The organism is Pseudohongiella spirulinae (genome assembly GCF_001444425.1).
Classification (GTDB): domain Bacteria; phylum Pseudomonadota; class Gammaproteobacteria; order Pseudomonadales; family Pseudohongiellaceae; genus Pseudohongiella; species Pseudohongiella spirulinae.
In genome coordinates, this window is record NZ_CP013189.1 from 2,879,282 (window position 1) to 2,891,330 (window position 12,049).

At 52.8% G+C, this 12,049-nt stretch carries 12 protein-coding genes; 1 reads left to right on the forward strand and 11 read right to left on the reverse strand.

Annotated features, from left to right (window positions below; all coding sequences use genetic code 11):
• Positions 1-3: 3 nt before the first annotated feature.
• The 5 genes from phnE (PS2015_RS13265) to PS2015_RS13285 form a co-directional block, all read right to left on the reverse strand.
• Positions 4-816: a phosphonate ABC transporter, permease protein PhnE gene (gene phnE / locus PS2015_RS13265; protein WP_058022682.1), complete on the reverse strand. Its 813-nt coding sequence runs from the start codon at positions 814-816 to the stop codon at positions 4-6.
• Positions 816-1,649, reverse strand: coding sequence for a phosphonate ABC transporter, permease protein PhnE (gene phnE / locus PS2015_RS13270; RefSeq protein ID WP_058022683.1), 834 nt, complete (start codon positions 1,647-1,649; stop codon positions 816-818). Before phnE (PS2015_RS13270) ends, phnE (PS2015_RS13265) begins: the two co-directional genes overlap by 1 nt.
• Positions 1,646-2,476, reverse strand: coding sequence for a phosphonate ABC transporter ATP-binding protein (phnC, locus tag PS2015_RS13275; protein WP_058022684.1), 831 nt, complete (start codon positions 2,474-2,476; stop codon positions 1,646-1,648). Before phnC ends, phnE (PS2015_RS13270) begins: the two co-directional genes overlap by 4 nt.
• Positions 2,477-2,485: 9 nt before the next feature.
• On the reverse strand, positions 2,486-3,406 hold the full coding sequence (gene phnD, locus PS2015_RS13280) for a phosphate/phosphite/phosphonate ABC transporter substrate-binding protein (RefSeq protein ID WP_237113331.1): 921 nt from the start codon (positions 3,404-3,406) through the stop codon (positions 2,486-2,488).
• Positions 3,407-3,527: 121 nt separating this feature from the next.
• The gene (locus tag PS2015_RS13285; protein WP_058022685.1) at positions 3,528-4,064 is read right to left on the reverse strand and encodes a gluconokinase; all 537 of its coding nucleotides are present in this window, start codon (positions 4,062-4,064) and stop codon (positions 3,528-3,530) included.
• A 103-nt stretch (positions 4,065-4,167) separates the two neighbouring features.
• Here PS2015_RS13285 and PS2015_RS13290 point away from each other — a divergent pair, with 103 nt between their 5' ends.
• Positions 4,168-4,890: a YebC/PmpR family DNA-binding transcriptional regulator gene (locus PS2015_RS13290; protein WP_058022686.1), complete on the forward strand. Its 723-nt coding sequence runs from the start codon at positions 4,168-4,170 to the stop codon at positions 4,888-4,890.
• A 12-nt stretch (positions 4,891-4,902) separates the two neighbouring features.
• Here the strand turns inward: PS2015_RS13290 and PS2015_RS13295 are convergent, their stop codons facing one another.
• The 6 genes from PS2015_RS13295 to truB all read right to left on the reverse strand — a co-directional run bounded on the left by PS2015_RS13295 (position 4,903) and on the right by truB (position 12,046).
• Positions 4,903-7,473, reverse strand: coding sequence for an EAL domain-containing protein (locus tag PS2015_RS13295; protein WP_058023372.1), 2,571 nt, complete (start codon positions 7,471-7,473; stop codon positions 4,903-4,905).
• A gap of 62 nt (positions 7,474-7,535) precedes the next feature.
• Positions 7,536-7,874, reverse strand: a complete 339-nt coding sequence (locus tag PS2015_RS13300; RefSeq protein ID WP_058022687.1) for a zinc ribbon domain-containing protein YjdM — start codon at positions 7,872-7,874, stop codon at positions 7,536-7,538.
• The gene (locus PS2015_RS13305; RefSeq protein ID WP_058022688.1) at positions 7,874-8,470 is read right to left on the reverse strand and encodes a tRNA-uridine aminocarboxypropyltransferase; all 597 of its coding nucleotides are present in this window, start codon (positions 8,468-8,470) and stop codon (positions 7,874-7,876) included. The genes PS2015_RS13300 and PS2015_RS13305 overlap by 1 nt, the downstream gene beginning before the upstream one ends.
• A 92-nt stretch (positions 8,471-8,562) precedes the next feature.
• Positions 8,563-10,677, reverse strand: coding sequence for a polyribonucleotide nucleotidyltransferase (pnp, locus tag PS2015_RS13310; protein WP_156412745.1), 2,115 nt, complete (start codon positions 10,675-10,677; stop codon positions 8,563-8,565).
• A 104-nt stretch (positions 10,678-10,781) separates the two neighbouring features.
• Positions 10,782-11,051, reverse strand: a complete 270-nt coding sequence (gene rpsO, locus PS2015_RS13315) for a 30S ribosomal protein S15 (protein WP_058022690.1) — start codon at positions 11,049-11,051, stop codon at positions 10,782-10,784.
• 74 nt (positions 11,052-11,125) lie between these two features.
• On the reverse strand, positions 11,126-12,046 hold the full coding sequence (gene truB, locus PS2015_RS13320) for a tRNA pseudouridine(55) synthase TruB (protein WP_257721205.1): 921 nt from the start codon (positions 12,044-12,046) through the stop codon (positions 11,126-11,128).
• Positions 12,047-12,049: the final 3 nt, after the last annotated feature.

Below are 12,049 nucleotides of genomic sequence, written 5' to 3' on the forward strand. Positions count from 1 at the left end.
ACCTCAAATCATGGCGTGACGTACCCTGGCTGAAACCCACTCAGACACAATCACAGTGGCAAAAATCAACACAAAGACCGTAGCAACCTGCGCCCAGGCCAGATTATTAATGGCCGCATTCATCTGCAATCCTATTCCGCCAGCACCCACCAACCCCAAAGTAGTCGCTTCACGAATATTAATATCCCAGCGGTAGACGCTGATCCCGGCAAAGGCTGGCATTATCTGCGGCCAAACGGCGTAGGCAAGCACCTGTGATTTGGTGGCACCTGTTGCTGTCACTGCCTCTACAGGGGTCGGATGTATTTCTTCGATTGCCTCATACAGAAGCTTCCCGATAAATCCAATTGAACGCAAGGCTATAGCCAACATGCCGGCAAAAATGCCAGGCCCCACAATTGTAACCAGCAGCATGGCCCAGATCAGCGCATTAATGGAGCGCGAGCTCACAATCACTGTCAGGGCAATTGCCCGTAAAGCCGGATGAGGGGAGGTATTACGTGCCGCCAGGAAAGCCAGGGGAAATGCAATAGCGATGCCCAGCGCCGTACCAACAGTAGCGATATTGATGGTATCCCACAAAGGCATCATCAAAGAGCCGGTTATACTCCAGTCAGGCGGTATCATCCGGCCAATCAGGCTGGCAGCCTGCTCATCGGCATCATATAGAAATTCCCAGATAGTGTTCTGCGAAATCAAAGCCCAGCAAAAAACAAACAACATACCACCCAGCATCCAGCCAGCCCAGATAGCGTACTGCTTTAATGGCTCACGCCGCTGCCATATTTTTTGTTCACCCATCTGTTTTATCGGCATTATTGAGTCCACTTGCGAACATATCCGGAGAAATATTCGCTTAACAGAACAATGAGGATAATCAGCAGCAGAATAGCCGCCGACGTATCGTAGTCGTATCGGTTGATGGAAGTGTTCAATGTGGCGCCAATGCCGCCGGCACCGACAATGCCGATCACCGCGGATTCACGGAAGTTGATATCCAGACGATACAGTGACAGTCCGATCAGACGCGGCATTACCTGTGGCTGTACTGCGTAATTAATCCACTGCAACCAACCAGCGCCGGTTGCCCGGATCGCCTCCAATGGTTCGCGCTGGGTATCCTCAATATCTTCTGCCAGCAACTTGGCCATAAAACCAATTGTTGCAAACGCCAGTGTCACCACGCCAGCCAGTGGACCAAAACCAAACATCGCAACAAACAGGATGGCAATGATGATTTCCTGAAAGGTGCGAGACAGCGCAATAATACCGCGGCACAAAAAATACACTGGCCGCGGCGCGATATTGCGTGCAGCACCCAGGCCGACCGGGATAGCCAGCAACACGCCGATAACTGTTGACGTGAAAGTCATGGTGAGACTTTCCTGCAGACCAACAAATATCTCACCACTACGGGTTACAAAATCAGGCGTAAGGAAGGACGCGACAAAGTCCAAACCGCGATCCATACCCTGAGCGACGCGATCCCAGTTCACATCCACACTCAACCAGGCCGCCAGCAGGTAACACAGCACACCCAGGTTGAGGCTGATACGCAACCAGCGCCTGGAAATCAGCGGCAGCGGACGCCAGCGTCCCTGACGAAGATCAGCCAGACGCTGCTCAAACGGGACTTGAGGTATGCTCATGGATGACTGCCCGCTACAAGCGTATCAACCAGCTTGTCGGTGCCGCTGTCGTCATCATCATTATTGTCTGTGTCAGTCGGCACGGACCAGTCCTCTTCACCGTATATACTGGTCAGGACTGCCGGGCTTAATTCTGAGGGATGCCCATCAAACACCATGCTGCCCGCACGCAGCCCTACCACCCGATCTACAAACTGCTGCGCCAGCGCGACATCGTGGATGTTAATGATGGCTGCCAGCTTCTGCTCGCGGCATAACTCGCAGATCAGTCGCATAATCTGCCGGGAGGTTTTCGGATCGAGACTGGCCGTTGGTTCATCAACCAATAGCAACTTGGGGTTCTGCATCAGTGCTCGGGCAATACCCACCCGCTGCTTCTGACCACCGGACAATTCGTCGCCACGCTTGTCAAACATGCTCTCCAGGCCAACCCGTTCCAGCAGATGAAAGGCCTGCTGAATATCGGCCCGTGGATATCGACGCAGATAACTGCGCCAGAAGCCGACGTAAGCCAAACGACCGGACAGGACATTCTCCATGACGGATAAACGCTCGACCAACGCATAATTCTGGAAAATCATACCGATTTTGCGGCGTGACAGACGCAAGGCACTGCCCCGCACGCGTGTTATGTCATCCCCATCCAGCACCACTTTGCCTGCAGAGGGTTCTATTAGCCGGTTCACGCAACGGATGAGCGTACTCTTGCCGGCACCGGATGGTCCTATCAGGGCCATGACCTGACCGGCAGGTACCGTCAGAGTAATATCATTAAGAGCCAGATCGCCGGTATCGTAGCGCTTACTCACGCCGGTCATCGTCAACATAGATGTTTCTCAATCACAGTTATAAATCGTCTGATTGGCTTCGTCGATATCACGAATGACCTGCCAATGCTGCTTATATGTTATCGGTATAAAGCTGGCCATGCCGGCGTCTGCAAACTCACGCTGTAATGCGCTGCCTTCCCAGTCAAAGCTGAAAAACGCTTCGCGGATTTTTTCCGCCAGGTGAGGAACCAGATTATGCGCCATACCATAGGCTGTGGTCGGAAACGTCAGTGAGGTATAAATTGACCGGTACTGATCTGCTCTGACGACATCACGTCCCTCCATACGCCGCAGCACCTCATTGGCAATAGCGGCGGCTTCATAATCCCCGTTGACCACCCCCAGAATGGAGTTGTCATGGCTGCCGGAAAAGGCCGTACGGTAATCCTGATCGGCCACCAGCCCGAATTCGCGATCCAGCAGGGTCGATGGCGCTTTGAATCCTGAGTTGGAAGTCGGTGAGGTGAATGCCAATTGGCGACCGGCCAGATCGGCCGGGGAGTTAATGCCACTGTCGGGATAGGTAAGGATCTCCATCTCGTAGCCATAACTGCCATCTTTTGCGGCCATCATGGCGAAGGGCACAAAACCTGTGCAATTGACGGCAACGGGTGTGGAACCCGTATTAAAACCGGCCACATGCAGACGTCCGGCGCGCATCGCCTCAAGCTGGGCAGCATTGGATTGCACTGGGAAAAAGCGCACTTCTTTCCCGGTCAGAGTCTCCATATGCACAATAAACTCATCCCAGACCCTGGAATACAATGCCGGATCTTCCACCGGAGTATATGCAAACACCAGAATCCGAGGGTCGCGCCAACGCTCTGAATCGGCAGGGCGGTCAGCGACCAGATCACCATCAGCGTCACTGTAACGTGGCGACAGTTGTGCAATGGCCGGTGATCCGTAGCTCACTGCCAGCAGCAACGAGCAAGCGCACCTCAGAAGGATCTGTCTGTCGAACATAAGTGAGCGTATCCGTTATTTTTGTGCTCTTACATCAGGTATTCGCAATATCGCAACGATCATAGCAGCTAGCGGTGGCGGGTCAACTCACAATGGCACGGAACTGGCTGATGATATTCTCTGCATCACTGTTATTCTGCAATCTTGCGCAAGCCACTGCAGGTGCCTCGAAATCTTTTACCAGCGCACGCGCGCTGTCTGCCGAGATCCCTTCGCAGCGGCTCTCCAAACGCCGGTCAATCACTTGCGGCAGCGCATCTATCCATAACAGCCGCAGACCGGGTATGCGAGACTGCAGATAGTGGCGATGTCTGTTTTTGTAAACCCCCTGAGTGACCAGCAGCGGGCCCGTTGGTGTGCTGCCATCCTGGGCGGCCTGCAAACGCGCATTGATTTTGTCTGCCAGCAACTGAAAAAACTCATCACGCATCTGCTCTGTAAAAGGCCTGGCCTCTGCCAATGCCCGGCGCATGGCCGGCGTGATATCGTCGTCCGCATGATAGACAGGCCAGCCGTAGTGTGACGCCAGCACATCCGCCACGTAGTTCTTGCCGCTGCCTGACAATCCAAACAACAGCCATGCAGAAGTTGTGCTGTTGTTGCCTTTCTGATCTTCCATCATCCGCTTCCGATAGCAGTCAATATTGCGTTTAACGTGGATTTTACCGCACTGCTGCGTGTATTATTCGGCTTTTGCAGAAGATCTGTTACAGGTACGTAAAATGGGCAGAGCATACCAGAACCGAAAAGAATCCATGGCCAAAACAGCGGCCGCCAAGACCAAAGTTTACAGCCGCTATGCGCGCGAAATCTATGTCTGTGCCAAATCAGGAGGTACTGATCCCGATGGCAACCTGGGCCTGCGAAGCATGCTGGAACGAGCCAAAAAAGACCAGGTGCCCAGCCATGTGATCGAAAAAGCGCTGGAGAAAGCGAAGGGCAGCGGCGGCGAAGACTTTTCGGCCGCGCGTTATGAAGGTTTCGGCCCCGGTAACTGCATGGTTATCGTGGACTGTCTGACGGACAACCCCAACAGAACTTTTGGCGATGTTCGACAATGCTTCACAAAAACCAAGTGCAAAATCGGCGCCCAGGGCAGTGTCAGCCACATGTTTGACCACTGCGCCATTCTGGCGATCAATTCCGATGATGAAGAAGCCGTGCTGGAGGCATTATTGAATGCCGATGTTGATGTCACAGACATTGAGAACGAAGATGGTCGCATCACCGTTTTTGCGCCGCATACCGAGTACGCCAAGGCCAGACAGGCACTGCGCGACAGATGGCCGGATGTCGAGTTCGAAACTGACGAGATTCAATTTCTGCCGCAGACACACACGGAGCTGAGCGGTGATGATGTTGCCGTGTTCGAGCGCTTTATGGATCTGCTGAACGATCTGGACGATGTTCAGAATGTCTACCACAATGCTGTCCTGCCTGACTGACTGACACAGTCGTCAGACAGTAGACATCGGACTCAGCACCGTCTGGCTGTCGCGCAGCATCAACAGCCAGTGGCTGTCAGGCATGGGTTTGCCAAAGCAGTAACCCTGATAAAAACGGCAACCCATCTCCTGCAGACGAGACAGTTGTGCTGGCGTTTCGACACCTTCAGCAATCACTTGTAACTCCAGACTGTTACCCAGTGCAATGATGGTTCTGACGATGGCCTCGTCATTGGGATCATCCAGCAGGTCTCGCACAAAGGACTGATCAATCTTGAGTCTCGAAATGGGCAACTTTTTCAGATAACTCAAAGAGGCGTAGCCCGTCCCGAAGTCATCGAGTGCAAACATCACTCCGCTATTGATCAGCTCATTCATCAGACTGATTGTATTATCAATATCATCAATAAACAGGCTCTCGGTCACCTCCAGCTCCAGTTGATGGGCATTGATGGCAAAAGCTTTAAGCTGGTGGGTGACATGCGGAACAAAATCCGGATGGTGGAACTGACGCGGACTGATATTGACCGACAGGCTTATCTGCGCAAGCTGCGGATGATCGCGCCAGGAACTCAGGATACGGCACGCCTCAGTGATCACCCACGCACCCAGCGGGACAATCAATGCGCTTGACTCAGCGACCGGTATAAACTCATCGGGACCCACCGTGCCAAGCTGCTCATCGTGCCAGCGCAGCAATGCCTCCATACCAATCAGACACCCCTGACTGTCAACCTGGGGCTGAAAATGCAAGGTAAACAGACCGTCTTGCAGCGCCCTGCGCATAGCTGTTTCCAGCGCGCTGCGACGCGAGACCTGCAGTTGCATCTGCGGATCAAAGAAGGATACAGAATTGCGCCCGGACTCCTTGGCGGCAGCCAAAGCCAGGTCGGCCGCCTTTAACAGCTCGTCGGTATTGCCGCGGCCATCTGAAAAGAGCGCCACACCTATGCTGACAGAACAGTTGGTCGATTTGCCATCCAGATCAAACGGCTCACTCAATTGGCGCCTAAAAGCGTCGGCCAGCGAGTGAACCCGATCGAGGGCATCATTGAGTTGCAGCGCCAGGTCTTCTACGATCACCACAAACTCATCGGCACCCAGGCGACCTGCTGTGTCAGTGTTCAGCAGACCACGCTCCAGTCGTTGCGCGACCTTTTTTAACAGAGCATCACCCGTATGGTGACCCAGGGCATCATTGATAAATTTAAAATTATCAATATCGATCAGAATCAGGGCACCCTGGAAGCCAGTACGGCTATGTGTTGCCACGGCGTGCTCCAGCCTGTCCAGAATCAGACGACGATTCGGAAGCCCGGTTAGAGGATCAAAGTACGCCAATTGATGCAGCTGATTGCGGATCTGTTTATGCTCTGTAATATCCGTGGAAATCCCGCACAGCGCATAGATTGAGCCATCCGGCTCTCTCAGAGGCAACTTGACCGATAAAAAAGTGTGTTTTTCGGGGTAGCCGGCGATCGTATTGATTTCTTCGTCTGCAACCCTCTCGCCCTCGTCGATGACACGACGATCGTTAGCCTGCAACCTTGCGCAAGTCTGCTCATCAAAAAACTCAGCGTCGGTTTTACCAATGATCTCACCAGGTTCGATACCAAACAGCTCACAGACTTTGCGGTTTGCATATTGATAACGAAGCTGGCGGTCTTTAATGAAAATATAAGCCTCTACGCTATTCAGAATGGTATCCAGACGATTTTCGCTGGCCGCCAGGCTCTGAGTGCGTTGACTGACCTGATAATGCAGCATCAGGTTGAAGACAATTGCCAGCAGCAATGCCAGTACCATCGCCACCGCCGCCCAAACCAGCCAGGTCGGCAAGGCTAAAAGCGTGGACTCAGCATTGTATTGCTGCATAATCTCATAGTAGGGAGACTGCTCGTTGTTGATCCAGCTGGACAGATAACTATCCAGTGTTGCCAGAATATCGGCATTGGAGTTTGCAGGAGCCGCGTAGTACAGCTGACTGGGACTAAACAAAATTGGCGTACTGACCAACCCCAGGTTGGCGGCCTGAATATCGCCGTAATGATGGCTTGAGGCAACAGCATCGGATGCACCGGACTGTACGCTCAGAAATGCCTGTTCAAAATTATCAAACAACACCCAGTCGACACTCAGGTCGAAGCTCTCGACCAGTGACAGCAGATAATCCTGCTGAATCGAGTCGTCCAGGACCGCAATGCGTTTATCCTGCAAATCAAGCACACTGAGGATGCTCTGCCCTCGCGCCTCGTATATTTGCGACCAACTGATCAGAGCAGGCACCTGATGGAAATCGAAACGCAGCCCCCGGGCACTATCCAGGGCGACATCCGGCATCAAATCCAACTCGCCATTTTCGAGCATTTGCAGACAATCAGCCCACTGGCACCTGATTACCTGTAATTGCCAGTTCTCACGATCCGCGATCTGTGTCAGCAAATCGCCCAGAATGCCGGACAACTGACCGTTTGCACCCGTCATCAGTTTAGGTGGATTATCGTAGACTCCAACACGCAGCACCTGTTGTGCATTGGTGGCAGATGAGAACACCACCGTCAGAAACAATAAAAAGCCAAACATGCTGACAACAGGTCCGCATGCTCGATGTGTGTGTTTGTTTCTGCCGTTGGCAGCGCGCATTATCAGGATTTCTTTACAAACTGTGATTTCAACTTCATAGCACCGATACCGTCTATTTTGCAATCAATATCATGATCGCCATCTGTTAAACGGATATTCTTGACCTTTGTGCCCACTTTCACAACCAGGGATGACCCTTTTACTTTAAGGTCCTTGATAACGGTCACCGTATCACCATCTTTGAGCTCATTGCCATTGACGTCCATAATTCTGGCCTCTTGTTCGGCCTTCTCAGTTTCCGCTGCGGTCCACTCGTGCCCGCATTCCGGGCAGGTAAACAGGGGTCCGTTTTCGTAAGTGTATTCAGACTGACAGAGCGGGCATGGCGGTAGAGCAGACATCATTTATCCTTATTAACGTAGTTGTGGTGATAAGTATGAGCTCCCATACGCTGAATCTGTCGATCGATCATCCGATCCATGGTATCCAGCATGCTCATAAAGGTCTCCGGACTTCCCTCCAGCTCATCAAGCGCCAAAGCAATTGCTTCCAGTGTCGACAGAGCCTCGGCAGTCGGCGCCTTCCGGATGCGATACCGACCAGCGGGAGGTTTATGCAAAGAGTAATGTGGTAAATCGCCAAGCTGAGGCCACAAGTGCAACATTTTGCGACTCCGGCGCCAACTGGCATCCAGGAAAATCAGTGGTCTGACACCTGATTGTTTAAGCTCAGATACAGGAGTGGCACGGGTCGATGGATAGATCAGCGCAGCGTCGCCGGCCAGATCGGGCAACACCTGCTGACTGTCAAGCGCCAGCGTATGCAACTGGCAATTATGCAGGGACAATGCGGCAATTCGAGCTGTACCCAAGGGGTGCGAGGCCTCACGCTGATCCTGCAGAATATGCACGGGCCAGTGATTACGTAACTGAACAAGGTCCGCACAGTAACAGTAGCCAACCGGTCGCTGGCAGGCAGCACATAACTCACGACTCATGTCTGGCAGCTCTCCGCGACATCAGATAAAAAAAGCCGGAAGTCCCATCGGAGTCCCGGCCTTTTTTTTCAGGTCTGGCACCAGTAGCGCAATTACTGCGCTGCAAATGCCTCTTTGTCTTCTTCCGTGACTTCTTTGATGCTCAGCTTGATACGACCGCGGGCATCCAGATCCATCACTTTTACCAGCACTTCCTGACCTTCTTTCAAATACTCACTGATATCCTCAACACGATCCGAGGAAATCTGCGAAATATGTACAAGGCCATCTTTGCCCGGCAGAATGGTCACAAACGCACCGAAATCAACGATACGGGCTACTTTGCCCATATACAACTGACCAACTTCGGCCTCTGCTGTAATGCGTTGAATCAGCTCAATAGCCTTGTCACGCGACTCGGCATCTTCACCGTAAATACGGATATTGCCGTCATCATCGATATCAACAGAGGCGCCGCTTTCTTCGGTGATGGAGCGGATAGTTGCACCGCCCTTACCGATAACGTCGCGAATCTTGTCTGAGTCGACTTTCATGGTGGCCATGGAAGGTGCATTCTCAGAGACAGTTTCACGCGCCCTGGGCAGCACTTTGTTCATTTCACCCAGAATGTGCAGACGCGCTTCCAGCGCCTGATTCAGGGCGATTTCCATGATTTCTTCGTTGATACCCTGGATCTTGATATCCATCTGCAGTGCCGTGACACCTTTGTTGGTGCCGGCCACTTTGAAGTCCATGTCACCCAGGTGATCTTCATCGCCCAGAATGTCAGTAATCACGGAGAAGCGCTCGCCATCCTTGATCAGACCCATGGCAATACCGGCTACAGGCGCTGACAGGGGCACACCGGCATCCATCATCGCCAGTGAGCTGCCACACACCGATGCCATGGAGCTGGAGCCATTGGACTCAGTGATTTCAGACACCACCCGAATCGCATAAGGGAAGTCTTCCTCTGAAGGCATGACCGCCTGAACACCACGCTTGGCCAGTTTGCCGTGACCGATCTCGCGACGTTTAGGTCCAGACATGAAGCCTGTTTCACCCACACAGAAGGGCGGAAAGTTATAATGGAACATGAAGGCTTCTTTCTTGGAGCCTTCCAGTCCCTCGATCATCTGGGAATCACGCACAGCACCCAGCGTAGTCACAACCAGCGCCTGAGTTTCACCACGGGTGAACAGTGCTGAACCGTGTGCCTTGGGCAGAATGCCGGTTTCAATCTCAATCGGGCGCACAGTTTTGGTGTCACGGCCATCAATTCGGGGCTGACCGTCCAGAATGCGGTTACGTACCACTTTCTTTTCCAGCTTGGAGAAGACGCCTTTCACTTCATCAGCAGTCACACCGGATTCTTCTGTGGCGAACTGTGCCACCGCCTGCTCCTGCAACTGACCCAGCGCGTCATAACGCTGCATCTTGTCAGACACCTGATAAGCTTCTGTAATACCAGCTGCAAACGCATCACTGACAGCCTGTGTCAGCGTCTCATTGGTTGCCTCAGGCTGCCAATCCCAAACTGGCTTACCTGCCTCCGCCTTGAGTTCCTTGATCGCCTGGATGACAGACTGCATGGCATCGTGACCAAACAGCACCGCACCCAGCATCTGATCTTCAGTCAGCTCTTTGGCTTCTGACTCAACCATCAACACGGCTGATTCAGTACCTGCAACCACCATGTCCAGTGCAGAGCTTTCCAGTTGCTTGGTGCCGGGGTTGAGCACGTAACCCTGCTCAACATCAAAACCAACGCGTGCCGCCGCCACCGGGCCATCAAACGGAATGCCGGAAATAGCCAGCGCCGCAGAAGCGCCAATCAGCGCTGCGACGTCCGGATCTTCGTCTTTAGTGGCAGAAATGACTGTACAGATCACCTGTACTTCATTTTTGAATCCTGCCGGGAAAAGCGGACGAATCGGGCGGTCAATCAACCGTGAAACCAGTGTTTCTTTTTCAGTCGGACGACCTTCACGCTTGAAAAAACCACCGGGAATCTTACCGGCGGCATAAGTCTTTTCCTGGTAGTTGACTGTTAACGGAAAAAAGTCAGCGCCCGGAGCCGCTGACTTTTTTCCTACAACCGTTGCCAGCACCTGAGAGCCACCCATGGTGACAACAACCGCGCCAGTCGCCTGTCGTGCAATTTTGCCGGTTTCCAGGGTCACCGTCTGGTCACCATACTGGAATGTCTTTTTAACAATATTAAACATACTCATTTCCTGTTTTTAATTGAGACCCGGGCAGCATTGCAGCAACATCCTTTTTACCAAGAGTCTCTTCTCACTTGCTCATCGTCTTGAAACTGGTGTGCGTCTTAACGACGCAGGCCCAGACGCTTGATCAAAGTGGCATAACGCTCAACATCTTTGCGCTTCAGGTAATCCAGCAGCTTGCGACGGCTGTTAACCATGCGGATCAGACCACGGCGTGAGTGGTGGTCGTGTTTGTTGGCACGAAAATGATCCTGCAGAAGGTTGATGTTTTCTGTCAGCAGCGCAACCTGTACTTCCGGTGAACCGGTATCGTTTTCGCCGCGGCCATATTCTTTGACAATTGTCTGTTTCTGTTCGGTTGTTAAAGCCATTTTAAATCTCCAAATCAATATGCATTAGTAATTAATAACATCCTGTCAGCCAGCATAACCGTGCATAATTACAGTTACCTGGTGTCTTCCCTCATTAATCGGCGTGGTGCCACACGACCATCGTCGAGTACATCACCAATACCGATGAATTCTTCTTCATCGTACAGCCTGACCAGCCCCTGCGGTGGCAGATGCCGGATCATCACGGCCTGTCCCTGCCGGATATATGCCGCTGTTGCAGATGGCATGATCACGGCCGGCAAATGGTCAATCGCCTCATCGGCCGGTCTCAGCAAAGCGTCGATACCCGCCAGACCCTGCGTATCATAACACTGCTGCAAGGCTTGCGGCGTGATACACTCTTCCAGTCCGAAGCAGCCAGCCTGCAAGCGTCGCAGCTCGGTGACGTGTGCACCGCAATTCAGCAGTTCACCCAGGTCATCGGCTATCGAGCGTATGTAGGTGCCCTTGCTGCAGCGAATTTCCAATACCAGCTCATTCCCGCCAAATTCCTTTAGAATCAGTTCATGAACGGTAATCAACCGCGGCTTGCGCTCCACTTCCTGACCGGCTCTGGCCAGCTTGTACAGGGGCTGCCCTTTATGTTTAAGCGCCGAATACATGGGCGGCAGCTGCTCAATTTGACCTCTGAACCGTGACAGGGTTTTGACAAGCAATTCCTTTGTCACGTGCTCAGCAGACCGGCGGCTGATAATCTCACCTTCAGCATCAGCGGTATCGGTTCTTTCCCCCAGCTTGATGCGGGCTAGATAACACTTGTCCGCATCCAGCAAAAACTGTGAAACCTTGGTCGCTTCCCCAAAACACAGGGGTAATACTCCGGTAGCCAGCGGGTCCAGTGCACCTGTATGACCCGCCTTGGACGCCTGAAAAAGACGCTTGGCCTGCTGCAGGCAGGCGTTGGAGCTCATCCCCTGCGGCTTATCCAGCAGCAGTATGCCGCTGACCGGGCGGCCTTTTTGCTTTCGTGCCACTGA

Excerpts from the sequence above, each read along its gene's own strand:
- PS2015_RS13295 (WP_058023372.1), bottom strand. The coding sequence starts at position 7,473 with ATGTTTGGCTTTTTATTGTTTCTGACGGTGGTGTTCTCATCTGCCACC.
- phnE (WP_058022682.1), bottom strand. The coding sequence starts at position 816 with ATGCCGATAAAACAGATGGGTGAACAAAAAATATGGCAGCGGCGTGAG.
- pnp (WP_156412745.1), bottom strand. The coding sequence starts at position 10,677 with ATGTTTAATATTGTTAAAAAGACATTCCAGTATGGTGACCAGACGGTG.
- PS2015_RS13300 (WP_058022687.1), bottom strand. The coding sequence starts at position 7,874 with ATGTCTGCTCTACCGCCATGCCCGCTCTGTCAGTCTGAATACACTTAC.
- rpsO (WP_058022690.1), bottom strand. The coding sequence starts at position 11,051 with ATGGCTTTAACAACCGAACAGAAACAGACAATTGTCAAAGAATATGGC.
- PS2015_RS13290 (WP_058022686.1), top strand. The coding sequence starts at position 4,168 with ATGGGCAGAGCATACCAGAACCGAAAAGAATCCATGGCCAAAACAGCG.
- PS2015_RS13305 (WP_058022688.1), bottom strand. The coding sequence starts at position 8,470 with ATGAGTCGTGAGTTATGTGCTGCCTGCCAGCGACCGGTTGGCTACTGT.
- phnC (WP_058022684.1), bottom strand. The coding sequence starts at position 2,476 with ATGTTGACGATGACCGGCGTGAGTAAGCGCTACGATACCGGCGATCTG.
- PS2015_RS13285 (WP_058022685.1), bottom strand. The coding sequence starts at position 4,064 with ATGGAAGATCAGAAAGGCAACAACAGCACAACTTCTGCATGGCTGTTG.
- phnE (WP_058022683.1), bottom strand. The coding sequence starts at position 1,649 with ATGAGCATACCTCAAGTCCCGTTTGAGCAGCGTCTGGCTGATCTTCGT.